The organism is Rhizobium sp. SG2393 (assembly GCF_042610495.1).
GTDB lineage: Bacteria > Pseudomonadota > Alphaproteobacteria > Rhizobiales > Rhizobiaceae > RU20A.
In genome coordinates, this window is sequence record NZ_JBHGAP010000001.1 from 546303 (window position 1) to 571520 (window position 25218).

20 protein-coding genes are annotated in these 25218 nt (G+C 63.9%); 11 read left to right on the forward strand and 9 right to left on the reverse strand.

The window, feature by feature from the left end:
• The first annotated feature begins 134 nt into the window (after positions 1–134).
• Complete coding sequence (locus ACED18_RS02635) at positions 135–1778, forward strand: Na/Pi cotransporter family protein (RefSeq protein ID WP_377288717.1); 1644 nt, start codon at positions 135–137, stop codon at positions 1776–1778.
• A gap of 9 nt (positions 1779–1787) precedes the next feature.
• On the opposite strand, the gene ACED18_RS02640 is transcribed toward ACED18_RS02635, so the two are convergent.
• The gene (locus tag ACED18_RS02640) at positions 1788–3533 is read right to left on the reverse strand and encodes a hypothetical protein (RefSeq protein ID WP_377288719.1); all 1746 of its coding nucleotides are present in this window, start codon (positions 3531–3533) and stop codon (positions 1788–1790) included.
• 172 nt (positions 3534–3705) lie between these two features.
• On the opposite strand from ACED18_RS02640, the gene glmU reads away from it, so the two are divergent.
• From glmU to ACED18_RS02660, 4 genes are all read left to right on the forward strand, one after another.
• The gene (glmU, locus tag ACED18_RS02645) at positions 3706–5070 is read left to right on the forward strand and encodes a bifunctional UDP-N-acetylglucosamine diphosphorylase/glucosamine-1-phosphate N-acetyltransferase GlmU (RefSeq protein WP_377288721.1); all 1365 of its coding nucleotides are present in this window, start codon (positions 3706–3708) and stop codon (positions 5068–5070) included.
• Between the two features lie 54 nt (positions 5071–5124).
• On the forward strand, positions 5125–6951 hold the full coding sequence (gene glmS / locus ACED18_RS02650) for a glutamine--fructose-6-phosphate transaminase (isomerizing) (protein WP_377288723.1): 1827 nt from the start codon (positions 5125–5127) through the stop codon (positions 6949–6951).
• On the forward strand, positions 6948–7457 hold the full coding sequence (locus ACED18_RS02655) for a GNAT family N-acetyltransferase (protein WP_377288725.1): 510 nt from the start codon (positions 6948–6950) through the stop codon (positions 7455–7457). Before glmS ends, ACED18_RS02655 begins: the two co-directional genes overlap by 4 nt.
• Positions 7458–7520: 63 nt before the next feature.
• A complete protein-coding gene (locus tag ACED18_RS02660) occupies positions 7521–8213 on the forward strand; it encodes a DUF502 domain-containing protein (RefSeq protein WP_377288727.1) in 693 nt (230 codons plus the stop codon).
• Positions 8214–8276: 63 nt separating this feature from the next.
• On the opposite strand, the gene ACED18_RS02665 is transcribed toward ACED18_RS02660, so the two are convergent.
• Complete coding sequence (locus tag ACED18_RS02665; RefSeq protein WP_377288729.1) at positions 8277–8492, reverse strand: hypothetical protein; 216 nt, start codon at positions 8490–8492, stop codon at positions 8277–8279.
• A gap of 93 nt (positions 8493–8585) precedes the next feature.
• Positions 8586–10691: an ATP-dependent DNA helicase RecG gene (recG, locus tag ACED18_RS02670; RefSeq protein WP_377288731.1), complete on the reverse strand. Its 2106-nt coding sequence runs from the start codon at positions 10689–10691 to the stop codon at positions 8586–8588.
• Between the two features lie 164 nt (positions 10692–10855).
• Between recG and ACED18_RS02675 the strand changes: the two genes are divergently transcribed.
• From ACED18_RS02675 to ACED18_RS02685, 3 genes are all read left to right on the forward strand, one after another.
• On the forward strand, positions 10856–11170 hold the full coding sequence (locus tag ACED18_RS02675) for a succinate dehydrogenase assembly factor 2 (protein ID WP_377288733.1): 315 nt from the start codon (positions 10856–10858) through the stop codon (positions 11168–11170).
• Between the two features lie 3 nt (positions 11171–11173).
• Positions 11174–14683, forward strand: a complete 3510-nt coding sequence (gene mfd / locus ACED18_RS02680; RefSeq protein WP_377288735.1) for a transcription-repair coupling factor — start codon at positions 11174–11176, stop codon at positions 14681–14683.
• Between the two features lie 78 nt (positions 14684–14761).
• Positions 14762–15382 carry a hypothetical protein gene (locus ACED18_RS02685; protein ID WP_377288737.1) on the forward strand — a complete coding sequence of 207 codons (621 nt, stop codon included), beginning with the start codon at positions 14762–14764 and terminating at the stop codon, positions 15380–15382.
• 205 nt (positions 15383–15587) lie between these two features.
• Here ACED18_RS02685 and ACED18_RS02690 read toward each other — a convergent pair whose 3' ends face one another.
• Both ACED18_RS02690 and ACED18_RS02695 read right to left on the reverse strand, forming a co-directional pair.
• Positions 15588–16247 (reverse strand): DsbA family oxidoreductase, encoded by a 660-nt coding sequence (locus ACED18_RS02690; RefSeq protein WP_377288739.1) that lies wholly within the window; start codon positions 16245–16247, stop codon positions 15588–15590.
• A gap of 49 nt (positions 16248–16296) precedes the next feature.
• Entirely contained in the window at positions 16297–18051 is a 1755-nt protein-coding gene (locus tag ACED18_RS02695; RefSeq protein WP_377290993.1) for an extracellular solute-binding protein, read from the reverse strand.
• A 361-nt stretch (positions 18052–18412) separates the two neighbouring features.
• Here ACED18_RS02695 and ACED18_RS02700 point away from each other — a divergent pair, with 361 nt between their 5' ends.
• A complete protein-coding gene (locus ACED18_RS02700; protein ID WP_377288741.1) occupies positions 18413–19042 on the forward strand; it encodes an invasion associated locus B family protein in 630 nt (209 codons plus the stop codon).
• Positions 19043–19123: 81 nt separating this feature from the next.
• Here ACED18_RS02700 and hspQ read toward each other — a convergent pair whose 3' ends face one another.
• Positions 19124–19453, reverse strand: coding sequence for a heat shock protein HspQ (hspQ, locus tag ACED18_RS02705; RefSeq protein ID WP_377288743.1), 330 nt, complete (start codon positions 19451–19453; stop codon positions 19124–19126).
• A gap of 118 nt (positions 19454–19571) precedes the next feature.
• Between hspQ and ACED18_RS02710 the strand changes: the two genes are divergently transcribed.
• Positions 19572–20315, forward strand: coding sequence for a hypothetical protein (locus tag ACED18_RS02710; protein ID WP_377288745.1), 744 nt, complete (start codon positions 19572–19574; stop codon positions 20313–20315).
• 22 nt (positions 20316–20337) lie between these two features.
• Here the strand turns inward: ACED18_RS02710 and ACED18_RS02715 are convergent, their stop codons facing one another.
• From ACED18_RS02715 to ACED18_RS02725, 3 genes are all read right to left on the reverse strand, one after another.
• The gene (locus ACED18_RS02715) at positions 20338–21345 is read right to left on the reverse strand and encodes a bile acid:sodium symporter family protein (protein ID WP_377288747.1); all 1008 of its coding nucleotides are present in this window, start codon (positions 21343–21345) and stop codon (positions 20338–20340) included.
• A 154-nt stretch (positions 21346–21499) separates the two neighbouring features.
• A complete protein-coding gene (glnA, locus tag ACED18_RS02720; RefSeq protein WP_377288749.1) occupies positions 21500–22909 on the reverse strand; it encodes a type I glutamate--ammonia ligase in 1410 nt (469 codons plus the stop codon).
• A gap of 68 nt (positions 22910–22977) precedes the next feature.
• On the reverse strand, positions 22978–23316 hold the full coding sequence (locus tag ACED18_RS02725) for a P-II family nitrogen regulator (RefSeq protein WP_038542987.1): 339 nt from the start codon (positions 23314–23316) through the stop codon (positions 22978–22980).
• A 394-nt stretch (positions 23317–23710) separates the two neighbouring features.
• Here ACED18_RS02725 and ACED18_RS02730 point away from each other — a divergent pair, with 394 nt between their 5' ends.
• Positions 23711–25192: an NAD(P)H-hydrate dehydratase gene (locus tag ACED18_RS02730; RefSeq protein ID WP_377288752.1), complete on the forward strand. Its 1482-nt coding sequence runs from the start codon at positions 23711–23713 to the stop codon at positions 25190–25192.
• Positions 25193–25218 lie beyond the last annotated feature (26 nt).

A 25218-nucleotide genomic window follows, 5' to 3' on the forward strand; every position in this document is an offset into this window, starting at 1 on the left:
GTGGCGCGGATGGACTGTTGCGCGTCGGAAATCCCGATGAGTGTTGTCATAAAACTGTCATAGTCCGGATTTGATGCGTCGACGACGGAAGTGGTCGTCGCGCATTTGCCGCTCCAACAGCGAGGAGGGTGACGATGGAATCGCTGATCGTGATGGTCAATTTGTTTGGCGCAGTCGCCCTTCTCCTCTTCGGCCTGTCGCAGGTGAAGGAAGGCGTGACGATTGCGTTCGGCATGCGCCTGCGATCGGCGCTCGCCACGGGAACGCGTGGCCCGCTTCACTCCCTTGCGAGCGGATTCCTGGCGACGATCGCGCTGCAAAGCTCGACGGCAACTTCCCTCATGGTCGCCTCCTTTACGGAGAGGGGGCTGATGAAGCCGCGAATGGCGCAGATCGTTCTTCTCGGCGCCAACATCGGGACTGCCGTGACCGCCTGGCTCGTCTCGACCGGCATTCACTGGCTTTCACCGCTTCTGATCCTGGCGGGCGTGGCGCTGAAGCGCGGCTCTGCCTCGGGGGCAAGGCAAGGCATGGGTGGCGCGCTGATCGGCGTCGGCCTCATGTTGCTGTCGCTGCATGTCCTGTCGGCAGCCACCGATCCATTCCGGGAATCGGTGGCGCTGCGATCCTTTCTGGCCATGCTCGACGGTGCCTGGCCCGTTGCCATGATCTTTGCCGCCGTGCTGGCCTTTCTCTCGTCTTCCAGCCTGGCGATCGTCGTGTTGATCCTGTCGCTGTCGGTCTCGGGCGTCCTGACGCCGGGGCTCACGGTTGCGCTGGTGCTGGGCGCCAATCTCGGCGGTGCGATCCCGCCTGTCGTTGCCACGCTCGCGCAGGCGCCGGCGGCGCGGCGGGTTACCCTTGGCAATCTCATCGTCAGAAGTGTCGGGGTCGTCGTCGCGCTTCCGCTTGCCGGGCTCTTCGTTGGTCCCCTCGGCACGTTGCCGATCCAGCCGGCAGCGCTACCCGTCGATATCCATCTTGCCTTCAATATCGCCATGGCCGTCTTTGCCCTGCCGCTGTCGGGTCCCTTGGCGAGGCTGACGACGCACCTCGTTCCCGAGCGCGAGCAGGACGATCGAGGTCCGCGCCATCTGGACGAGATGACGTTGAACGTGCCGCTGATGGCCCTGTCCGGCGCGTCACGGGAGGTGCTGCGCGTCGGTGACGCAATCGAGCAGATGCTCGTGCACGTCATGCATGCCTTCAATCGAAATGACGTTGCCGAACTTGCGGCCATCCCGAGCATCGAGCGGCAGGTCGATCGGCTGCAGCAGGATGTGAAGCTGTTTCTGTCGCGTCTGGGCCGCAACGGCCTGTCGGAAGAACAGTCGCGCCGCTCCATCGTCATCATCGACTATGCGATCAATCTCGAACATGTCGGAGACATCATCGAGAAGGGATTGAGTGAGCAGGTGCGCAAGAAAATCGGCAATGGGCTATATTTCTCCGACGAAGGGTTCGAGGAGTTGAAGTCACTTTTTGCGCTGACGATCGACAATCTGCGCATCGCCCAGACCATTTTCATTACCCGCGACACAGCGCTTGCCCGCCAACTCATGGAAATCAAGGTGGAAATCCGGCGACGGGAAAAAGCTTCGTCCGAGCGCCACCTCGGACGCCTGCGAGACGGCCGTGTCGAAAGCCTCCAGACCAGCTCGCTCCATCTGGACATGCTCAGGGATCTGAAGCGCGTCAATGCGCATCTGGTCTCCGTCGCGCATCCCATTCTGGACGAAGGCGGGCTTCTGTCGGAAAGCCGCTTGCGCGCGCTATGACCGTTGCGCTCAGCCGCCGCTTGTCGTGGCTGCCGGCATCATTCCATTGCGGATGAAGGCGTCCGCGCACGGCGTCAGGGTGATCCGCCGGTGATCGGTGAGGCCGTCGCGATAGAGGTCGAGCAGCCTCAGCCGCGCATTGGTGATCGGGCAGGTTGGCAGGAGCACGAGGTCTGTCGCCTTGACGGACTGAATAACGGCTGCGCTCGGCTGGGGCACGGCGCGATAGGGGTCTGCGCCGATCGCCACGAGCCGCGGGGCATCACGCTTCAGGATCCAGGGCATCGGATTGGTGAAATCGAGGGTGAAAATCGTCTCGAAGCGCACGCCATTGGCCTTTTCGAACGCGACGATGGCACCGGCCGTCGCGTCGAGTTCCTTCATCAGCAGCACCTGGAAGTCGAAATCGCTGTAGAGCAGATAGGACGGCAGCACATTGTCCTCGGCGATGCGCTGGTAGGTGGCGCGGTCCGCGATGTAGCGGTCCCGCATGATGGCGGCCTGGCGTTGGAAATCGGGCCTGACCGACACCGCATCGAGCGTCCCGAGGTGAGCGGTTTCGAGCGGCGCGTTCAGCAGGGCGCCTGCCCAGGCGCGTGCGGCCTTTTCCGTAATGGTAACGGCCGGGGGCAGCGCGACAGCCAAAAGAAGAATACCGGCGCCGACCGTCGGTATGGAGAGGCGTTCCACGGCAATGGCCGCAAGAATGACTGCAACGAGGGGCCAGACGAAGATGAAGGCCTGGCTGCCGGTGTTCTGGCTTTCGAAGAGCAGGCCGGCGAGAATGAAGGCTGCGAGCCACACGGTCGGCCTGTCGAAGAGCCATCGGATCAGGCCGGGCTCCGCAACGGTCTCGGTCAGCCCTTCGATGCGTGTCGCAAGAAGCACGAGACCGGCAAGCGCCGTTGCCAGCACGAGGCCAAAGTTGAGCGATGCCGCCTGCACGAGGCGCGGCAGGAGCGCACCTTCGTTCATTGATACAAGCGCCATGATGTCGTGCAGATAGGCTGCCGTCATGCCCGTCGGGATCTCGATCAGGCCAAGCGCTGCAATGACGAGCGCACCTGCCACCAGTGCAATGCGCAGCGGCAGCCGTCCGGCCAGCAGGGCCTGGAGGCAGAGCACGGCGCCACCGACCGCACCGGTTACCTTGGTCTCGAACAGCGCGAGCATGGCGACGCCCATGACGACGCCCAGCACCGGCGTGCTTCGGACCGCCACGAGGGCTGCGGCCAGAACATAGAGCAACTGGCAGACCTGCCGGTTGTAGATGCCGAAGCCGTCGGAGCCGGGAAAAGGATAGAAATCGCCGGTGGTGAAGGGAAGGGCGGAAAACAGCAGGAAGGGAAGGACGAAAGCGAGCGCCAGCCCGGGCGAGCGGCGGCTCACATCGATGGTCACCAGCGCCATTAGCGGCGCGGTGACGATCATCATGGACCAGCTGGCGATCAGCAGCGGCTGGCCGTGCGGGAAGAGAAAAGAGGTCAGCCAGAAAAGATAGTAGCCGAGCGGCCCGACGGGCGCGAAGAAATCGACGGACGGAATCTGTCCATTGGTGATGCGTTCGGCAGCGTCCAGATAGATGAAATGATCCCAGTACATGGGACCGATCGGCTGGCGAATGGTGACGAGGAGAAGGCCTGCGAGCACCACGACAGCGAGCGCGAGGATGGCGAGCGGCAGATGCTGCGGCACGGGGAGCGGCGTGCGGGCGCGCGACACCGTCTGGGTTTCCGGAAAAAGGCTGATCGTCATCGTGCATCCCCGCGCTTCAATGCCGGCTGGCTTTATCGCATGCGGGTCTTTGAGGGCGGTTAACGCGCGTAATCGGAAGTGATTATGTTTCTTGAAACAACTTGCTGATAAGGAACGCCGGAATCGGTTGCCGGGTGACACGGCGACTGCGCTTACGATCTTCGGGGGTTTCATGACGCGTTCCTGCCTGGCCATCGTTCTCGCCGCCGGCGACAGCACCAGAATGAAATCGTCGCGCTCCAAAGTCCTGCATCCCGTCGCCGGCAAGCCGATGATCGCCCATGTGATCGACGCCTTGCAGGCCGCCGGTATCGCAGAGGTCGCGCTGGTGCTCGGCCGGGATGCCGACCAGGTGGAAAAGGCCGCCGCGCGTCCGGGCCTTTCGCTGGCCTCCTTCATCCAGACGGAACGTCTCGGCACCGCCCACGCCGTGCTCGCCGCCCGCGATGCGATCGCGAAAGGCTACGACGATGTCCTGGTCGTCTATGGCGATACGCCGCTGATCACCGAAGCGCCGCTGACGTCCGCTCGTTCCGGTCTTCAGGACGGCAACGACGTCGTCGTCATCGGCTTTGAGACGGCAGACCCCACGGGCTACGGCCGTCTGCTGGTGGAGAATGGCGCGCTCGTCGCCATCCGCGAGCACAAGGACGCGACCGAGGCCGAGCGTGCCATTACGCTCTGCAATGGCGGCCTGATGGCAATCGACGGCCGCAAGGCGCTCGACCTGCTCGGCCGTATCGGCAACAGCAATGCCAAGAGCGAATATTACCTGACCGACATCGTCGAGGTCGCCCGCGCGGCAGGTGGCCGTGCCAGTGTCGTCGTGGCACCCGAGGCCGAACTAACAGGCTGCAACACCCGCGCCGAACTCGCCTACATCGAAAAGCTCTGGCAGGAGCGCCGCCGCCGCGAATTCATGCTGGCGGGCGTTTCGATGATCGCACCGGAAACGGTGTTCCTTTCCCATGACACGGTCCTTGCGCCGGATGTGCTGATCGAGCCCAACGTCGTCTTCGGCCCCGGCGTCACCGTCGAGGCGGATGCGATCATCCATGCCTTCTCGCATCTGGAAGGCGCCCACGTCGGCCCCGGCGCGACCGTCGGGCCCTATGCGCGGCTGCGGCCCGGCGCGCATCTCGGCGCGGACGCCAAGGTTGGCAATTTCTGCGAGGTCAAGAAGGCCGAGATCGGCGAGGGCGCCAAGATCAATCACCTCACCTATATCGGCGATGCGACGATCGGTGCGCGCACCAATATCGGAGCCGGCACCATCACCTGCAACTACGACGGCGTGAACAAGCACGAGACGCATATCGGTGCGGATGCCTTCATCGGATCGAATTCGGCGCTTGTGGCGCCCGTCACGATCGGCGACCGGGCCCTTGTCGCCTCCGGCAGCGTTATTACGGACGATGTACCGGCCGAAGCGCTCGCCTTCGGTCGCGCCCGCCAGACGGTAAAGCCCGGCCGCGCGGTGGAGCTGAAGGCGCGCTATCAGGCCGCAAAGGCCAATCGTAAAGGTTCGAAGGACTAAGGTCCGTCCTGGGCCGCCAGATCCGGCGCCCGCTGAAAGAAATGGAGAGATCGCATGTGCGGTATCGTCGGCATCGTGGGCAGGGAGCCCGTCGCGGAACGTCTGGTGGATGCGCTGAAGCGCCTCGAATATCGCGGCTATGATTCGGCCGGCGTCGCGACCGTCACCGGCGGCAAGCTGGAGCGCCGCCGCGCGGAAGGCAAGCTCGTCAATCTGGAAAAGCGCCTGAAGGCCGAGCCGCTGGACGGCTCGATCGGCATTGCCCACACCCGCTGGGCCACCCACGGCGCGCCGACCGAAAACAATGCGCATCCGCATTTCACCGATGGCGTGGCCGTCGTCCACAACGGCATCATCGAGAATTTCTCCGTGATCAAGGAAGAGCTGATCGCCGGCGGTGCGCAGTTCCGGACGCAGACGGATACGGAAGTCGTCGCCCAGCTTCTTGCAAAACTCCGCCGCGAAGGGCTCGGCCGGCGCGAGGCGATGCACGCGATGCTGCGCCGCGTGACCGGTGCCTACGCGCTCGCCGTCATCTTCGAGGACGACCCGTCCACGATCATGGCGGCTCGCAACGGCCCGCCGCTCGCCATCGGCTTCGGCGAGGGCGAAAGCTATCTGGGCTCGGATGCCATCGCGCTGGCCCCCTTCACCAATGAGATCAGCTATCTCGTCGATGGCGACTGGGCGGTGATCGGCCCGAACGGCGCGCACATCTTCGACCTCGACGGACAGCCGGTGCACCGGCCCCGCCAGACGACGGTTGCCGCCGCCTACATGGTGGACAAGGGCAATCATCGCCACTTCATGGAAAAGGAAATCTACGAGCAGCCGGAAGTCGTCTCCCACGCGCTCGGCCACTACGTCGATTTCATCGAGAACACGATCACGGCGAACGCCGCCGCCATCGATTTCAAGGCGATCCCGAGCCTTGCGATCTCCGCCTGCGGCACGGCCTATCTCGCCGGCCTCGTCGGCAAATACTGGTTCGAGCGTCTTGCCCGCCTGCCGGTCGAAATCGATGTCGCCTCGGAATTCCGCTACCGCGAGATCCCGCTGAATCCGGCGTCTGCAGCGCTCTTCATTTCCCAGTCGGGCGAGACCGCCGATACGCTGGCCTCGCTGCGCTACTGCAAGGATCTGGGCCTGAAGATCGGCGCCGTCGTCAACGTGCGCGAATCGACCATTGCGCGGGAATCGGACGCGATCTTCCCGATCCTCGCCGGTCCGGAAATCGGCGTTGCCTCCACCAAGGCCTTCACCTGCCAGCTTTCGGTGCTGGCGGCGCTTGCCATTGGCGCCGGCCGCGCCCGCGGCACGATCACGGCCGAAGACGAGCGCAACCTGGTGCGTCACCTCTGCGAAATGCCGCGCCTGATGGGGCAGGTGCTGAACCGCATCCAGCCGCAGATGGAGGCGCTCGCCCGCGATCTCTCCAAATGCAGCGACGTGCTCTATCTCGGCCGCGGCACCTCCTTCCCGCTCGCCATGGAAGGGGCGCTGAAGCTCAAGGAAATCTCCTACATCCACGCCGAAGGCTATGCTGCCGGCGAGCTGAAGCACGGGCCGATCGCGTTGATCGACGAGAACATGCCGGTCATCGTCATCGCGCCGCATGACCGCTTCTTCGAAAAGACCGTCTCGAACATGCAGGAAGTCGCCGCCCGCGGCGGGCGCATCATCTTCATCACCGACGAGAAGGGTGCCGCCGCCTCGACCCTGCCGACCATGGCGACGATCGTGCTGCCGAACGTGGACGAGATCGTCGCGCCGATGATCTTCTCGCTGCCGATCCAGCTTCTCGCCTACCACACCGCCGTTTTCATGGGGACCGACGTGGACCAGCCGCGCAACCTCGCGAAATCGGTCACGGTCGAGTGATCGTCCGCCCGGAAGAGCCGCAAGACGAGGCCGCCATCCGCTCGTTGATTGCCGCGGCCTTCGACGGGCACCCGCACAGCGATGGCAGCGAGCCGGCGATTGTCGACGGCTTGCGTGCCGCAGGAGCGCTGACAATTTCGCTCGTGGCGATCGACGCAGCCGGCGAGATCGCCGGCCATATCGCCTTCTCGCCCGTGACGCTGTCGGAAGCGGATGGGGACTATCTCGGCCTCGGTCCGCTGGCGGTAGCGATCGAGCACCAGCGTCAGGGCGTCGGTCGTCGTCTGGTGGAGGCAGGGCTTGCCCTTGCCCGCCAGCGAGGCACGGATGGCATCGTCGTCATGGGCGACCCGGCCTATTACGGGCGCTTCGGTTTCGTCAGCGATGCCGGCGTCGGCATGCCCGGTGTTGCGCCGCAATATTTTTCGGTCCTGACCTTGTCGGGTCGTCCGGCTTCCGGCATTGTCGGCTATCATCCGGCCTTCACGGGCGGAGCCGAAGATTGACCCCTGGCCGGGTGACATCCTCTTGAGGGTGTCGCGAACCAAGCGGCGCTGAGACACACGAACATGGCTGAACATCGCGTACGCGGCTTTCTGGCAACGCGGCTCAGGAACTACTTTTTCACGGGCCTCATCATCTGCGCGCCGATCGCCATCACCGCCTGGCTGGTGATTTCCTTCATCGACTGGGCCGATGGCTGGGTGAAGCCGTACCTGCCGACGTTCTATAATCCCGACAACTACCTGCCCGTCGCCGTTCCTGGCTTCGGCCTCGTTGTCGCCGTCATCGTCATCACGCTGATCGGCTTCCTGACGGCGAATATCGTGGGACGCTCGATCGTCGGCCTCGGCGAATCGCTTCTGAACCGCACGCCGCTGGTCCGCTCCATCTACAAGGGCCTGAAGCAGATCTTCCAGACGGTGCTGCAGGACCAGTCCACTTCTTTCAAGAAGGCGGGCCTGATCGAGTATCCGATGCCTGGCAGCTGGACGCTGGTCTTCATCGCGACAGACGTGAAGGGCGAGATCAAGGCAAAATTCGACGAGCGCGGGCTGGACATGGTCACGGTCTTCCTGCCGCCGACGCCGGTGCCGACCGCCGGCTTCCTGTTGTTCGTTCCCCGGGAAAAGATCGTCATGCTCGACATGAGCGCGGAAGATGCCGCCAAGCTGCTGATCTCCGGCGGTCTGGTCACGCCGGAACACAAGCGGCCCGCACCGGCCGCCGTCACGCAAGAGCCGGCTGCGGCGGGCGCCTGAAAACAAGCACTGTCGAGCCGGGGGCTTGGAAAAGGGCGGACCGCCGCAGCGGCCCGCGAAAGATCACTGCGCCGTCTTCGTCTCGCCCGTCGGCGGCAGACGCGTTGGATCGGTCATGGCGCTCTGTGGCGCCTTCGCCGTCTCCGGCAGGATGATGCTGGCCGTTTTCGTTTCCGTATCGACCGGCAGTTTCGCGCTGACATGGCCGGCGCAATCGGCAAGGGCCGCGGGCGCTGACAGGCCGACGACCGCGGCGGCAAGGATGAGAATCTGCTTCATGCCATTCCTCCTGTTTGCTCGAACACCAGGAGGATGCGGCCGAACGGGAATGGCTGGAAATCACGTTTGCGTGGCCGGCAGCCCTTCGCCGGTTCAGCCAGCCCTGAGAAACCGGATCGCCTCGTCGCGCCGGTGGAAATAGAGCAGCGTGCGCAGGTTCGTGCCGCGCGGCCCCGTCAGGTCCGGATCGGTTTCGAGCACATAAGCCGCATCCTTGCGCGCGATCTCGAGAAGATCGCCATGCGCCTCAAGGTTCGCGATGCGGAAGCCGGGCGTCCCGGACTGGCGGGTGCCGAGAAGCTCCCCTTCGCCGCGCAGCTTCAGATCTTCCTCCGCGATCACGAAACCATCCTCCGTATCGCGCATGACGCTGAGCCGCGCCCGCGAGGTTTCGCCGAGCGGCCCCTTGTAGAGCAGGATGCAGGTGGAGGCGTCACTGCCGCGCCCCACGCGTCCGCGCAACTGGTGAAGCTGGGCAAGGCCGAAGCGTTCGGCGTGCTCGATGACCATGATCGTCGCATCCGGTACGTCCACGCCCACCTCGACCACGGTGGTCGCGACCAGAATGCGCGTCTCGCCGGATTTGAAGGCAAGCATTGCCGCATCCTTGTCCGGCCCCGGCATCTGGCCGTGGACGAGGCCGACATCGGCGCCGAACACCTGCTTCAGCGTGGCGAAGCGCTCGTCCACCGACATGAGGTCGCTTTCCTCGGTTTCCTCCACCAGCGGGCAGATCCAGTAGGCCTTGCGCCCCTCGGCAAGGGCCGCCCGCAACCGGTCGACGATTTCGCCGGTGCGCTCGTTGGACACGATGACGGTCTTGATCGGTTTGCGCCCGGCAGGCTTTTCCGTGAGCTTGGAGACATCCATGTCGCCGAAGGCGGCGAGCACCAGCGTGCGGGGAATGGGTGTCGCGGTCATCACCAGCATGTGCGGCGAGATGCCCTTCGAGGTGAGCCTCAGGCGCTGGTGCACGCCGAAGCGATGCTGCTCGTCCACCACCGCCAGCACCAGATTGCGATAGGAGACCGCATCCTGGAACAGCGCATGGGTGCCGACGATGATGGCGCTGTCGCCGGAGGCGATCCGCTCCAGCGCCGCCTCGCGCTCCTTGCCTTTCATCCGGCCCGTAAGCAACTCGACCTCAAGGCCGGCCACGCGCGCCATGCCGGAAAGTGTTGCGTGGTGCTGCCGCGCCAGGATTTCCGTCGGCGCCATCAGCACGGCCTGCCCGCCGGCCTCCACCGCCGCCAGCATCGCCATCAGCGCCACCACCGTCTTGCCGGAACCGACATCGCCCTGCACGAGGCGCAGCATGCGCTGGTCGCCCGCCATGTCGGCCAGGATCTCGGCAACGGCCGTCGTCTGGCTGCCGGTCAGCGAAAAGGGCAGGGCGGAGAGCACCTTCTGGCGCAACCGTCCGTCGCCGCGCACCGGCATGCCCGCCACCTTGCGCAGCTTCTGCCGCACCAGCGCCAGCGACAATTGCCCGGCCAGGAACTCGTCATAGGCCAGCCGTCGCCGGGAAGGCGAGCGCGGGTCGATGTCCAGTTCGTCGCGCGGCGTGTGCAGCCGCTCGAAACTGTCCTTCAGCGCGGGAAAGCCCTCTCGCGCCGTCAGAGGCCCGTCCAACCATTCCGGGATCTCGGGAATGCGTTCCACGGCGGCGTCGATGGTCTTCTTCAGCGTCTTCGGAGAGAGCCCCGCCGTCAGGCCATAGACCGGCTCCACCAGCGGCAAGGAGGCCGCTTCGGAGGCTTTGACCATGTGATCGGGATGCACCATGGAGGCGCGGCCGTTGAACCAGTCCACCTTGCCGGAGACGGTCACCACATCGTCCACCGGCAAGGCCTTAGACAGCCAGTCGCCCTTGACCCGGAAGAAGGTCAGCGCCAGTTCCCCCGTCTCGTCGTGCAGGAAGACGCGGTAGGGCACCGAGGACTTGCCGCGCGGCGGCGGCTGGTGGCGATCGACGCGGCCCGTGATCGTGACGATCGAGCCCTGCGGCGCGTCGGCAATGCCGGGCTGCTTGCGCCGGTCGATCAGCCCGTGCGGCGCGTGGAAGAGAAGATCGATGACGCGGCAGTCCGTAATCGATTCGCGGCCGAGCAGTTTGGCATAGAGCGGACCGACCTTCGGACCGATGCCCGGCAGGCTGTCGAGCGCGGCAAACAGGGGATCGAGGATGGCAGGGCGCATGGCCGCGACAAGAACCGAGGAATAGGGCTTTGGCAAGGCTCGTGCATGGCTGACAACCGCCTTTCCAGCGTTTATAGACCGGCCAGCCCGACAGAAGACGGGCGGGCGAGGCGGGACATTTTCCGGCCGCACCGCCCGCACGGCAAGGGATGAAGGACCAAGCAATGACCGGCATCACCCGCACCAGCGCCGACCTCGATCCGCGCCGCCGCCGCATTCTCTTCCGCGCCTGGCATCGCGGTATCCGCGAGATGGACCTGATCCTCGGCACCTTTGCCGAAACAGAGCTGACCGGTCTGGACGATGCCGAGCTTGATGAGCTGGAGCGGATCATGGCCGAGGAGGATAACGACCTCGTCAAGTGGATCACCGGCGAAAAGCCGCTGCCGCAGGTCTTCGACACCGCGCTCTTCGCGCGCATCGCCGCCTACAAGCCCGATTTTCCCTATCCCGTCGAAAGCCAGCCGGAAGACCGATAATCTATGAAAATTCCCGGATTCGACGCCCGCAAGGTCGCGACCAGCGCCCGCGAAGTCACCATCTGCCCGGCGCCGGCCGGGCTGGAGCCGCTGCTGATCGCGGATCTCGCGCGTGCATCCGGACCGCTCGCCTATGTCCTCTCGGACGGCCAGCGGGTGGCGGACCTGGAACAGATGCTGGCCTTTGCCGCGCCCGATATTCCGGTGCTGACGCTGCCCGGCTGGGACTGCCTGCCCTATGACCGGGTGTCTCCGAGCGCCGATACTTCCGCCCGCCGCCTGACCGCCATCGGCAATCTCATCGCCCACGCCGAAAGGCCCCATCCAGCGATCGTGCTCGTGACCGTCAATGCCGCGCTGCAGCGCATGCCGCCCCGCAGCATCATGAAAATCCTCGGCTTTTCGGCAAAGCCCGGCCAGACCGTGCGCATGGACGATATCGTCGCCCGCCTTGAGCATAACGGCTTCGAACGCGTCGCGACCGTGCGCGATGTCGGCGAATATGCCGTGCGTGGCGGCATTCTCGATGTCTTTATCGCCGGCATGGCCGAGCCGGTGCGCCTCGATTTCTTCGGCGACACGCTGGAGACGATCCGCTCCTTCGACTCCGCCACGCAGCGCACCACGGGCCAGCTGAAGAGCATCGATCTCAACCCGGTCAGCGAGGTGTCGCTGACCAAGGAAACGATCAGCCGCTTCCGCACCAATTACCTTGCGCTTTTCGGCGCCGCGACCCGCGACGACGCGCTTTACCAGGCCGTTTCCGAGGGCCGCCGTTACGCCGGCATGGAGCACTGGCTGCCGCTCTTCTACGGCGAACTTGAAACCGTCTTTGATTATCTCGACGGTTTCCGCATCGTTACGGACCACACGGTGCGCGAGGCCGCCGGCGAGCGCGGCAAGCTGATCGCCGACTACTACGAGGCACGCCGCGACGCCGCAAAGCCGACCAAGGGCGAAAGCGCGCAGGCGACGCCCTACAAGCCGGTGCCGCCGGACCAGCTCTATCTCGATGCGGATGCCTTTGCCGGCGAACTTGCCGCCCGCAACGCCATCCGCCTGTCGCCTTTCCTCGAACAGGCGGCAGACAACCGCTCCGTCGTCGAGATCGAAGCGCGCATCGGCGTGCGCTGGGCAAAGAGCACGACGGAAGCGGTCGCGGAAGGCGAGCGCGCCAATGTGTTCGAACTCGCGGTCAAGTATATCGCCGACCGCCGCTCGAAGGGCGACAAGGTGCTGGTTTCCGGCTGGAGCGAAGGCTCGCTGGATCGCCTGCTGCAGGTGCTCGCCGAGCACGGCCTTGGCAATGTCCGCACCATCACGGCGCTGAAGGAGATCGACACCCTGAATCCGGGCGAAGCGGCAGCCGCCGTCTTGAGCCTCGAAGCCGGCTTCGAGACCGGCAACCTCGTCGTCGTCGGCGAACAGGATATTCTCGGCGACCGCATGGTGCGCCGCTCCAAGCGCCGCCGCCGCGGGTCGGATTTCATCGCGGAAGTGGCCGGGCTTGAGGAAGGCTCCATCGTCGTGCATGCCGAGCACGGCATCGGCCGCTTCGTGGGACTGCGCACCATCGAGGCGGCGGGCGCCCCGCATGCCTGTCTCGAACTGCGCTATGCCGACGACGCCAAGCTCTTCCTGCCGGTCGAGAACATCGAGCTTCTGTCGCGCTATGGCTCTGAGGGCAGCGATGCGGTGCTGGACAAGCTCGGCGGCGTCGCCTGGCAGGCCCGCAAGGCCAAGCTCAAGAAGCGCCTCCTGGATATGGCCGGCGGCCTGATCCGCATCGCCGCCGAGCGCGCCACGCGCCATGCCCCGGCGCTGGTTGCGCCCGACGGGCTCTACGACGAATTCGCCGCCCGCTTCCCCTACGACGAGACGGACGACCAGATGAACGCCATCGAGGCCGTGCGCGAGGATCTCGGCGCCGGCCGGCCGATGGACCGCCTGATCTGCGGCGACGTCGGCTTCGGCAAGACGGAAGTGGCGCTGCGCGCCGCCTTCCTCGCCGCCATGAACGGCGTGCAGGTGGCCGTGGTGGTGCCCACCACGCTGCTCGCGCGCCAGCATTTCAAGACCTTCTCCGAGCGCTTCCGCGGCCTGCCCATCCGCGTCCAGCAGGCCTCCCGCCTCGTCGGCGGCAAGGAGCTGTCGCTGGTCAAGCGCGAGGTGGAGGAGGGCAAGACCGACATCGTCGTCGGCACCCACGCCCTGCTCGGCGCCTCCGTCAAATTCGCCAATCTCGGCCTGCTCATCATCGACGAGGAGCAGCATTTCGGCGTGAAGCACAAGGAGCGGCTGAAGGAGCTGAAATCCGACGTGCATGTGCTGACGCTTTCGGCAACGCCGATCCCCCGCACGCTGCAACTGGCGCTGACGGGCGTGCGCGAACTCTCGCTCATCACTACCCCGCCGGTCGATCGCATGGCGGTGCGCACCTTTATCTCGCCGTTCGATCCGCTGGTGATCCGCGAGACGTTGATGCGGGAACATTATCGCGGCGGCCAGAGCTTCTATGTCTGCCCGCGTCTTGCCGATCTCTCGGAAATTCATGATTTCCTGCGCGCCACCGCGCCGGAACTGAAGGTCGCCGTCGCCCACGGCCAGATGGCCGCGACCGAGCTTGAAGACATCATGAACGCCTTCTACGAGGGCCAGTACGACGTGCTGCTATCGACCACCATCGTCGAATCGGGCCTCGACGTGCCCACCGCCAACACGCTGATCGTGCACCGCGCCGATATGTTCGGCCTGGCCCAGCTCTACCAGCTACGCGGCCGGGTCGGTCGCTCCAAGGTGCGCGCCTTCGCGCTTTTCACGCTGCCCGCCAACCGCACGCTGACCACGACGGCCGACCGCCGGCTCAAGGTCTTGCAGTCGCTGGATACGCTCGGCGCCGGCTTCCAGCTCGCCAGCCACGACCTCGACATTCGCGGCGCCGGCAACCTGCTCGGCGACGAACAGTCCGGTCATATCAAGGAAGTCGGTTTCGAGCTTTATCAGCAGATGCTGGAAGAAGCGGTCGCCGAACTCAAGGGCACCGAAGAGGTGCGCGACAGCGGCTGGTCGCCGCAGATCTCGGTCGGAACGCCGGTGATGATCCCGGACGAATACGTGCCGGATCTCCACCTGCGCCTCGCCCTTTACCGTCGTCTTGGGGAAATCACCGACCTCAAGGAAATCGATGCCTTCGGCGCCGAACTCATCGACCGCTTCGGCCCGCTGCCGATCGAGGTGCAGCATCTCCTCAAGATCGTCTACATCAAGTCGCTCTGCCGCACCGCCAATGTCGAAAAGCTCGACGCCGGCCCGAAGGGCATCGTCATCCAGCTGCGCAACCGCGAATTCCCGAACCCCGCAGGCCTCGTCGGCTACATCGCCAAGCAGGGCACGCTGGCGAAAATCCGCCCCGACCACAGCATCTTCTTTGCCCGCGACTACCCGACCCCGGAAAAGCGCCTGCAGGGCGCGGCCGTGGTGATGACGCAACTGGCGGGGCTGGTGGGGCAGTGAATTAAGGTTGTATTAATTATGATTTACAACCTATAGGGTGTGATTCCATGCTGCCTGCATCCAGATGGGGGACGCAGCATGGATCCGTGGCTTGAACTTGCGAAGAGTATTCATCCTGATGTGGACGGCGCGCTCAAGCGCCCGGATGGTGATGCCATTGCCAAGGAATTGGTGGCCTATCTGATGAGCGCAACAGGGCTCAGCGACGTCCAGAAAGCGACAGAACTACTGGCCTCGGATCCTCTTCTGCGAGACACCGTCAAAACTGAAATCGGAACAAGAATCCTGTTGAAGACGGTGATTCCTCAGCCGAGCGTCAAGTCAGAGGGCAGTGCAGCCGGACCGGCTCCTGGAAACACATCGCAAGAGCCGGCAAGTGATAGCGGGACTTTAGGTGACCTTTCGGAAGCACGGGCTGCCTACATCAAAACAGTGACTGGCAATGGTCGCTTTGACTGGGTCGCCCCGGCTCTATCGATCCTCATCCCAGTCAGCTTCATCGCTTTGGTCTTCGTTCTGCTGTTCCGCCCGAATGCTCCTGGCGCAGACAATCAGGTCTTCAACATTGCACTTGGCAGTCTTGCAACCGCCTTCGCGACCGTCGTCGCATTCCATTTCGGCTCGTCTGTCGGCTCGAAGAAGAAGGATCAGGCGCAGTCGATTCTCCTGGCCGAGCGAGAAGCCTCGCGAAGCCAATAAAAATCGATTGCCCGCAAAAAATCGGAACGCAGGGTTCAATTTGAACAAGGCCAAAGAAAATCAGGGCAACCCGCCGACATGATCGCACATTGACGTAGCCGGCTAAATACCCGCGTGAAGACACTCTTGCTTTACCGACGGTCTCCCGGGAGAACGATGGATTCTGATAGCCTCTCGCCAAAACAATGTTGGCGCGAGCGACCCTTCACACCGCCGCAACTTCCTGACCCACCTGCCGGATCGCATCTTCCAGCGTCTCGACGCTCTGTGCGCCCATCACGGCATATTTGCCCTGCAGGATGAAGCAGGGGACGCCGCTGACGCCCATCTGGCGGGCGGCGTCGATTTCGCCTTTGACGGTCTCGCTGTCGGCGTCGCTATCGAGAAGGCGGCTGACGACGATGCGTTCCATGCCGGCACCCTCGGCAATGGAGAGCAGCGTCTCCTCGTCGCCGACATTGCGTCCTTCTTCGAAATTCGCCTTGAAAAGAGCGGTTGCCACGGCGTTTTGCTGCTCCGGCCCGCCTGTCGCCGCCCAGTGTAGCAGGCGATGGGCATCGAGCGTGTTGGGCTCGATTGCGACCTTCTCGAACCGATAGTCGATACCGGCCTCGCGGCCGAGGCCCCGAAGCATCTCATGCGCCCGATCCACAGCCGCCTGACCGCCAAGCTTGGCGGCAAGATGGCTCTTGTGGTCGACACCTTCGGCCGGCAAATCAGGATTGAGTTGGAAAGGACGCCAGCGCACGATGACGTCGACATCGTTAGCCACAGCGCGAACGGCCTGATCGAGACGCGCCTTGCCGAGATAGCACCAGGGGCAAACGACGTCGGACACGACGTCCACGGTCACGATCGGCTTCATGCTGTTCCTTTCGATGAGGCGGGCGGCCCGTCCGGGCCGGCCGCAGCCGTTACTTCTGCGCCCGCGCGTCCCACCAGGTCTGAAGCTGGTAGCCATAGAGCGGCACGGCCTGTGGGCGATCGATGTACTTGCGCCGCGCCACCCACTGTTCGGCCACGTGGTAGAGCGGCACGACGTAAAAGTTGGAGACCAGCATCCGGTCATGGGCACGCACGGCGGCGACGAAATCGTCTTCGCTGCGGGCGTTGAGGAGATTGTTGACGAGCTTGTCCACGTCCGGATCGGCAACGCCGGCGAAGGAATCGACGCCGGAACGGTCACGCGAGGCCGAGCCCCAGCGCTGCTGCTGCTCCACGCCGGGCGAGAGCGACGAGGAGAACGACTTGATGATCATGTCGTAGTCGAAGGTCTGGCTGCGCTGCTGGTACTGCGCATCGTCAACGGTGCGGACAGACAGGCTGATGCCGAGTGCCGCGAGCGACCGCTGGTAGGCCAGCGCCATCTTCTCCTGCCCCTCGTTCTGGGTCATCACCTCGAAGGCGAGCGGCGTGCCCTTGGCATCCACCATCTTGCCGTCCTTCACCGTATAGCCGGCTTCGCGAAACAGCGTCATCGCCTCACGCAGGACATTGCGGTCGCGCCCCGACGCATCGGTCACGGGCAGGCGATAGGTTCCGTCGAGCACGCCGGGCAGGATACGGTTCTTCGCATCACCCAGCAGCGCCAGTTCGCGGTCGTCCGCCGGCGCGTCGAGATAAGAGAGCTTGGAGTTCTGCCAATAGCTCTGGGTGCGCGTATAGGCGTTTTCGAAAAGGTTCTTGTTGACCCATTCGAAGTCGAAGACGAGCGTCAGGCCCTGGCGCAGTTTCAGATTGTCGAAGATCGGCCGCCGCAGGTTGAAGACGAAGCCCAGCATGCCCGAGGGCGTCTTCGGCGTGAACGTATCCTTGACCACGTCGCCGCTTATCACGGCCGGAAAATCGTAGCTGCGCTTCCAGCGCACCGGGCTTCCTTCGGAATAAACGTCCACTTCGCCCTTCTTGAAGGCTTCGAAAAGCGTGCTGTCCTGCAGGAAATACTCGACCGAGATCTGGTCGTAATTGTCGAAGCCGACCTTGGACGGCAGGTCCTTTGCCCAGTAATCGTCGCGGCGCTCATAGACGATGCGTTCGCCAGGTGTCACCGAGGCCACCTTGTAGGGGCCTGAGCCCACCGGGAACTTCAGCGTCGTCTGGTCGAAGGTCGCGGGATCGATGGCGTGCTTCGGCAGGATCGGCGTCATCGCGATTAGCAGCGGAAATTCCCGGTCAGCCTTTTCGTTGAAGGTGAAACGCACGCTGCGCTCGCCGACTTTCTCCATCTTCGCCACCTTGTCGAGGCGGCTGGAGAAGGGCACGCGGCCCTTGTCGCGGAAGAGTTCGAAGGTGAAGATCACGTCTTCCGGCGTCACCGGCTGGCCATCGGCCCACTTCGCCTTGGGGTTCAGGTTGAACTGAATGTAGGTCCGGTCCTCGTCCCATTCGACGGTTTCGGCAAGAAGGCCGTACAGAGAGAAGGCCTCGTCGCGCGAGCGCTGCATCAGCGAATCATAGACGAGATTGCCGAATTCCGGATCCAGCATGCCGCGCGCCGTGGTGCGCATGCTTTTCAGGATGAAGGGGTTGAGGTTGTCGAAGGTGCCGACGACGCCATAAGCGATCTTGCCGCCCTTCTTGACGGCCGGATTGACGTAGGGGAAGGCCTTGAAATCGGCGGGCAGGGCGGGTTGGCCGTGCATGGCGATGGCATGGACGGGGTCTGCCATGACGGGTGCAGCGACAAGAAGCTTTGCCGTGACCAGTGCGAGGCCGAGGAAAAGGGCGCGCACGTCATCCTCCGTGGACTGGATTGCAATTGAGTCGCGCGACGTTAGCACGATCCGGCGACGGGGCAATTCCAATCAGTCACCCATGGTCTTTCTGCGGCGGGCGCGCGCATCCGGACGAAATTCGTCACGAAAGACTGGATTATGGGCACGCCGCGATGTAACAGGTTTGGCGAAACGGGGGTCATGCATTTGCCTCATTTGGCCAACAGGGAAACTGTCGGCCTACGGGAGGGCGAGGCGCGCCCCTGGCGCGCCCATCGCTTCGTTCCAGAACGGAATTCAGGAGACAGATCGAACCATGTCGTTCACGAAAAACATCACCAAGCGCGTGGCCCTGCCGGTGCTCTCTCTGGCAGTTGCCGCCGCTTCGCTGCCGACCGTCGCTTCGGCCCAGCAGGCCGCCGGCCGTCCGCCGCAGGGCTGGTTCAAGGTCTGCACCAAGCAGGAAGACAACGACGTCTGCATCGTCCAGAACCTGATGACGGCCAACAATGGCCAGCTCATCACGGCTGTCGGCCTCATCACCGTTTCCGGCAAGGTCAACCGCAAGGCCCTGCAGGTCTCGGTTCCCTCCGCTCGCCTGATCCCGCCGGGCGTCCAGATGCAGATCGATGGCGGCAAGGCTCTGAAGCTCGACTACGCCATCTGCATGCCCGACAAGTGCGTGGCTGAAGTGCCGCTGAACGACGCGACGATCGCCTCGCTCAAGAAGGGCAACGAGGTGGTCTTCACCTCCGTGAACTTCCAGCGCGCGCCCAACCCGATCAAGTTCACGCTTTCTGGTTTCACCGGCGCCTTCGACGGCGACCCGATCGAGCAGTCGCAGCTCGAAGAGCGCCAGCGCCTCCTGCAGGAAGAAATGCAGAAGAAGGCCGAGGACGCCCGCAAGAAGCTGGAAGAAGCCCAGAAGGCTGCGAAGCAGCAGTAAGCGCGCTCAGGCTACAGACGAAACGCAAAACGGCCCGGATCACCGTCCGGGCCGTTTTGCATTTGATGTGCGGCTCCTGCCTCAGTGCTGCACGACGGCCTTCGGCTTGAAGGCACCGGCCCCGTCCGGTGTGAAGAGCGCATGCACATGCGCGTTGCGCACCGGCACGCCGCTGTCATCCAGCACGAGGTTCTGCTCCGAAACATAGGCCACATACTCCGTCTCCGCATTCTCGGCGAAGAGGTGGTAGAAGGGCTGGTCCTTGTGCGGCCGCACCTCGGCGGGGATTGCGTTCCACCACTCTTCCGTATTGGCAAATTCCGGGTCGACATCGAAGATCACGCCGCGGAAGGGAAAAATGCGATGGCGAACGACTTGTCCGATCTGAAATTTCGCGTTTCTCTGTTTCATGGCCCCAATCATCCTTTCAGCGAATAATTGGGGTCACACAGCCGTAACATCAATGGGTCCATGCTCGCGCTCGCAAGGACTTGAAATGAAGGCAACAGGCGCTTGCGGGGAGACCAGCTTGGCAGCACGCACGGCACGCAAAAGTCAGGTGATCGCACGCGGCTCCGCGCACCGCGGGAGCGGCCGCACGATCGTGACCGCGTTGCTTGCGGCAGCCCTCGTCGCCGGCGGCTTGCTCGTTGTCGCCGATCGCCAGCGACTGACGAGCGAGATGGCCGGGCTGAGGACAGACCTTGCCGCCATGACCTCTGCGCGACAGTCTGCCGACCTGGAGAAGGAGTCGCTGGCGCGCGAGCTCGATGCGTTCAGGCAGAATTCGGCCAACTGGGCTGCGGAGATCGAGAAGGACTATGCGGCGCTGAAATTGACCGAGGTGCCGAAGCTCAACCGCCTGCTCGACAAGCGGGATGCGGAAGTGTCCGAATTGCAGGTGCGGATCAAGGCTGCCAACGAGGAAGCCCAACGCGCCAGCGCCGACTATCTCGCCCGGCTTGCCAAGCTGACCGGCGCGCTCGACAGCGAGAAGATGGTATCCGCCGCCGCCAGGGCCGAAGCGACGCGGATCGCCGCAGCCGGCAAGGCGCTGGAGGCGCAAGTGACGGCGCTCGAAGGCAGTCTTGCGACCCGCACAGCCGAACGGGATGCCGCCTTGAAGACCGCAGAGGCGCTGCGTGCAGAAATCGTGGGCGCTGAAGCAGATCTCGCCCGGCTGAGCGCTGAACTCGACGTGCTGCGGGCGCGGGCCGACGCAAAGCCGCCGGCGACCGGACAGACGCCGGAAGCCGCACCCGCGCAACCCTGACCGCGCAGGCGGACGCCCCGACCTATGCCGCAACCTTGGCCGGTTCTACCGCGCCGCTTGCGGCGGCCGCCCGGCGAGCTTTCCGCGCATATCCTTGGGCAATCACCGCGCAGGCCATCAACTGGATCTGGTGGAAGAGCATCAGCGGCAGGAGGATGGCACCGATCGGCTGACCCGCAAAGATAACATTGGCCATCGGCACGCCGCTGGCGAGGCTCTTCTTCGACCCGCAGAACGTGATGGTGATCTCGTCCGGCTTCGAGAAGCCGAGTTTCCGGCTTCCATACATGGTCGCCGTCAGCACAAGGGCGAGAATGAGCATGTCGAGGCCGACGACAACGGCGAGATCGGCGACCGTATAGTTGCTCCAGATACCCTCCAGCACCGCCTTTCCGAAGGCGAGGTAGACGACGAGCAGGATCGAGCCGCGATCAATGGGCGTCAGCAGCGCCTTGCGCGCACGCACCCAGTTGCCGATCCATGGCTGCAGCACCTGCCCGAGCACGAAGGGCGCAAACAGCTGGAGCAGGATCTGCTGTAGCGCATCGAAGGAAAAGCTTCCGTGCCCGCCGGCTGAAAACAGCAGGCCGACGAGGAAAGGCGTCAGGAACATGCCGAAGATGTTCGACGCCGATGCGGCACAGACCGCCGCCGGCACATTGCCGCCTGCCATGGAGGTGAAGGCGATCGATGACTGGATGGTGGAGGGCAGCAGGCAGAGATAGAGCAGGCCGAGATAGAGCGAGCGTGGCAGCAGGCTTTCCGGAACGAGTCCGAGCGCAAGTCCGATGACGGGGAAGAGCACGAAGGTCGTGCCGAGGATCGCCAGATGCAGCCGCCAGTGCAGGAAGCCCGCAATCACCACATCCCGCGACAGCCGCGCGCCATGCAGGAAGAAGACCAGCCCGATCATGATGTCGACAAGCACATCAAGCCAGTCGGCAATGACTCCGCGCGCCGGAAGAAAGCTCGCGAACACGACGGTGGCAACCAGAAGAAGGGTGAAGGTATCAGGCAGGAAACGACGCATCGTGGACTTTCGCAACTGTCTCGCTGGGCCGATCAATAGCGGAGGAGACCGCCAAGGCCAACCCTGGAGCAACCTTCGACGGCGCCCGATCTCTCAACCGGCAACGCAAAACCCCGGCGGGATGAGCCGCCGGGGTTTCCAAATCATCAGCCGATCAGGCCGAGTAATACATGTCGAACTCGACCGGGTGCGGGGTCATTTCGTAGCGCATGACCTCGACCATCTTCAGTTCGATATAGGCGTCGATCTGGTCGTCGTCGAAGACGCCGCCGGCGGTGAGGAACTTGCGGTCCTTGTCGAGGTTTTCGAGCGCTTCGCGCAGGCTGCCGCAGACCGTCGGGATCTTCTTCAGCTCCTTCGGCGGCAGGTCGTAGAGATCCTTGTCCATGGCCTTGCCCGGATGGATCTTGTTCTTGATGCCGTCGAGGCCGGCCATCAGCATGGCCGCAAAGCCGAGATAGGGGTTTGCCAGCGGATCGGGGAAGCGTACTTCGACGCGCTTCGACTTCGGCGAGGAGCCGAAGGGAATGCGGCACGAGGCCGAGCGGTTGCGGGCCGAATAGGCGAGCAGAACCGGCGCTTCATAGCCCGGCACGAGACGCTTGTAGGAGTTGGTGGTCGGGTTGGTGAAGGCGTTGATCGCCTTGGCATGCTTGATGATGCCGCCGATATAGTAGAGGCAGCTTTCCGAGAGGCCGGCATATTCGTCGCCGGCAAAGGTCGGCTTGCCATCCTTCCAGATCGACTGATGCACATGCATGCCGGAGCCGTTGTCGCCGAAGATCGGCTTCGGCATGAAGGTGGCCGTCTTGCCATAGGCATGGGCGACCTGGTGGACGACATACTTGTAGATCTGGATCTTGTCGGCGTTGCGCACGAGCGTGTCGAACTTGACGCCGAGCTCGTGCTGGGCAGCGGCCACTTCATGGTGCTGCTTTTCGACGACGACGCCCATTTCGGCGAGAACCGTCAGCATTTCCGAGCGCATGTCCTGGGCGCTGTCGATCGGCGGAACCGGGAAATAGCCGCCCTTGACGCGCGGGCGGTGACCCATGTTGCCCGTCTCGTAGTCGGTGTCGTCATTCGACGGCAGCTCGTTCGAATCGAGCTTGAAGCCGGTGTTGTAGGGATCGGCCTTGTACTTCACGTCGTCGAACACGAAGAACTCCGGCTCCGGGCCGACGAAGACCGTGTCGCCAATGCCGGAGGCCTTGAGATAGGCTTCCGCCTTCTTGGCCGTGCCGCGCGGGTCGCGGTTGTAGGCCTCGCCCGAGACGGGATCGAGAATGTCGCAGACGATCACCATGGTGGACTGGGCGAAGAACGGGTCCATATGGACCGTATCGGGATCCGGCATCAGCACCATGTCGGACTCGTTGATGGCCTTCCAGCCGCCGATCGAGGAGCCGTCGAACATCACGCCGTCGGCGAACATGTCTTCATCGACGCAGGACACGTCCATCGTCAGGTGGTGCAGCTTGCCGCGCGGGTCGGTAAAGCGCAGATCGACGAACTTGACGTCGTTGTCCTTGATTTGCTTGAGAATGTCGTTGGCGGTCGTCATTGTGTTTCCGGTCCCTTATTGGTTGACGGTTCTTGCCCGGCCTTGGCTGTAGCCGGGGATCATTGCAGTCAGATGGCATCCACGCCGGTTTCACCGGTCCGGATGCGGATCACTTCCTCGATGTTGGACACGAAGATCTTGCCGTCGCCGATGCGCCCGGTTTGGGCCGCATTGCGGATGGCCTCGATCACGGCATCGGCATTCTCGTCGGCCAGCACGACTTCCACCTTCACCTTCGGCAGGAAATCGACCACGTATTCGGCGCCGCGATAAAGCTCCGTATGGCCTTTCTGGCGGCCGAAACCCTTGGCTTCCGTCACCGTGATGCCCTGCAGGCCAACTTCCTGAAGGGCCTCCTTCACCTCATCGAGCTTGAAGGGCTTGATGATCGCTTCGATCTTTTTCATGAGGAAAACACTCTCCGCTTCTCCCGTTGCAGCAGGCCTGGCCCGCATGCGCCAGTCTATGCAGGTTGTGTGCCAAATCACCAGAAATCTGCGTCATCTGAGCCGAATCGGCAGGTTTTCCCCGGCGTCCAGCGCCATTTTCGCCCGTTCCTCGACAAATTTGCCTGCTTTTTGGCGAAGCTGCCGATTTTCCGCGCGCAGGCTACTGTGCAGCAGAATGCGGCCTTTGTTAAGCAACATATTTGAGCGTTAAATTTATGCAAATGACTAATTTGTAAGCATAATTTTGCGCTCGCCGAGAACGTCGCAGATTTGCTGCATATGACTGTCAAAAGACTCCCGTGGCGGACGTTCGTGATACCGGCGCCGTGTTAGTCCAGCTAAAGTTCGCTCCATGTTCGAATTATTGCAAAGAAACCAACGCCTGCTGACACCTGAGGAGATGGCGCGCGTCGATCGGGCGGCGGCAGCCTCTGGCATCGACAGTTTCCGTCTGATGCAGAGTGCCGGCGAGGCGGTCGCTGCCGCAGCGCTGGCAGACCATCCCGAGGCGCTGCGCTTCCTTGTTCTCGCAGGTCCGGGAAACAATGGCGGCGATGGTTATGTGGCCGCGCGTGCGCTGAGAGAAAGCGGTGCTCCCGTTCTTGTCTTTTCGCTTGTTCCCCCCGACCGCCTGACCGGAGACGCCGCACGCGCCGCGGCCGGCTGGCAGGACACTGTCCACGCCCTCGAAGCCTGCGATCCGAGGCGGGGCGACGTCGTGATCGACGCGCTCTTCGGCGCCGGCCTGTCGCGCCCGGTACCCGAGAGTGTTGTGGCGCTCGCGACACTGTGCAAGGATCTCGACCTTCCGGTGATCAGCGTCGATCTGCCCTCGGGTATCGACGGGTGCACCGGTGCGGTACGAGGCGGCGCCTTCCGGGCGAGGCGAACCGTGACCTTCATGACCTTGAAACCCGGCCACGTCCTGCTGCCCGGCCGCGACCATTGCGGTGTCGTCGAGATCGTCGATATCGGGATTCCGGAACGCCTGGTGGCGGCGCAGGCCGGCCCGCTTGCCATCAACACGCCGGCCATCTTCGCGGCAGGGCGCAAGGAAACGGGGTCTGCCAGCCACAAGTTCAGCCGCGGTCATCTCGTCGTTTTCTCCGGCGGCCCCTCCCACACGGGAGCATCGCGCCTTTCGGCGTCTGCGGGCCTGAAGGCCGGAGCAGGGCTGGTCACGCTGGCAAGCCCGGGGAATGCCCTGAGCATCAATGCGGCTCACCTGACCGCTGTCATGACGCGCCGGCTCGACGATCTCGCCGGTCTCACCGACTGGCTGGAAGATCGGCGCCTGTCCGCCTTCGTGCTCGGCCCCGGCTTCGGCGTCAGCGAGACCACGCGGCTCTACGCGCTTGCTCTCGTCGGGCGCCCCACGGTCTTCGATGCCGATGCCATCACGGCCTTTGCCGGCGAACCGGAAAGCCTCTTCGATGCCGTCAGGCAGAATGGCTGGCCGGTGGTGCTGACCCCGCATGCCGGCGAATTCGCCCGACTCTTCCCTGATCTTTCGGCCAAGGACGCGCTGTCCAAGATCGACAAGGCCCGTGCCGCGGCCGCCCGCAGCGGCGCCGTCGTGCTGCTCAAGGGTGCCGATACGGTGATTGCTGCGCCTGACGGCCGCGCCGTCATCAACATCTCCGCGCCGCCATGGCTGGCGACCGCCGGCTCCGGCGACGTGCTGGCGGGCATCATCGGTGCCCATCTCGCGCAGGGCATGCCGCCCTTCGAAGCGGCTGCCGCCGGCGCCTGGCGCCATGGCGAAGCGGGACATCTGGCAGGCGAGGGGCTGACGGCGGAAGATCTGGTCGGGGTGATCCGGCCGCTGCCGTGATCCATCGGGTGAAGGGCAGCGCCGAG

Excerpts from the sequence above, each read along its gene's own strand:
- ACED18_RS02635 (WP_377288717.1), top strand. The coding sequence starts at position 135 with ATGGAATCGCTGATCGTGATGGTCAATTTGTTTGGCGCAGTCGCCCTT.
- ACED18_RS02640 (WP_377288719.1), bottom strand. The coding sequence starts at position 3,533 with ATGACGATCAGCCTTTTTCCGGAAACCCAGACGGTGTCGCGCGCCCGC.
- glmU (WP_377288721.1), top strand. The coding sequence starts at position 3,706 with ATGACGCGTTCCTGCCTGGCCATCGTTCTCGCCGCCGGCGACAGCACC.
- glmS (WP_377288723.1), top strand. The coding sequence starts at position 5,125 with ATGTGCGGTATCGTCGGCATCGTGGGCAGGGAGCCCGTCGCGGAACGT.
- ACED18_RS02660 (WP_377288727.1), top strand. The coding sequence starts at position 7,521 with ATGGCTGAACATCGCGTACGCGGCTTTCTGGCAACGCGGCTCAGGAAC.
- ACED18_RS02665 (WP_377288729.1), bottom strand. The coding sequence starts at position 8,492 with ATGAAGCAGATTCTCATCCTTGCCGCCGCGGTCGTCGGCCTGTCAGCG.
- recG (WP_377288731.1), bottom strand. The coding sequence starts at position 10,691 with ATGCGCCCTGCCATCCTCGATCCCCTGTTTGCCGCGCTCGACAGCCTG.
- ACED18_RS02675 (WP_377288733.1), top strand. The coding sequence starts at position 10,856 with ATGACCGGCATCACCCGCACCAGCGCCGACCTCGATCCGCGCCGCCGC.
- mfd (WP_377288735.1), top strand. The coding sequence starts at position 11,174 with ATGAAAATTCCCGGATTCGACGCCCGCAAGGTCGCGACCAGCGCCCGC.
- ACED18_RS02685 (WP_377288737.1), top strand. The coding sequence starts at position 14,762 with ATGGATCCGTGGCTTGAACTTGCGAAGAGTATTCATCCTGATGTGGAC.
- ACED18_RS02690 (WP_377288739.1), bottom strand. The coding sequence starts at position 16,247 with ATGAAGCCGATCGTGACCGTGGACGTCGTGTCCGACGTCGTTTGCCCC.
- ACED18_RS02695 (WP_377290993.1), bottom strand. The coding sequence starts at position 18,051 with ATGGCAGACCCCGTCCATGCCATCGCCATGCACGGCCAACCCGCCCTG.
- ACED18_RS02700 (WP_377288741.1), top strand. The coding sequence starts at position 18,413 with ATGTCGTTCACGAAAAACATCACCAAGCGCGTGGCCCTGCCGGTGCTC.
- hspQ (WP_377288743.1), bottom strand. The coding sequence starts at position 19,453 with ATGAAACAGAGAAACGCGAAATTTCAGATCGGACAAGTCGTTCGCCAT.
- ACED18_RS02715 (WP_377288747.1), bottom strand. The coding sequence starts at position 21,345 with ATGCGTCGTTTCCTGCCTGATACCTTCACCCTTCTTCTGGTTGCCACC.
- glnA (WP_377288749.1), bottom strand. The coding sequence starts at position 22,909 with ATGACGACCGCCAACGACATTCTCAAGCAAATCAAGGACAACGACGTC.
- ACED18_RS02725 (WP_038542987.1), bottom strand. The coding sequence starts at position 23,316 with ATGAAAAAGATCGAAGCGATCATCAAGCCCTTCAAGCTCGATGAGGTG.
- ACED18_RS02730 (WP_377288752.1), top strand. The coding sequence starts at position 23,711 with ATGTTCGAATTATTGCAAAGAAACCAACGCCTGCTGACACCTGAGGAG.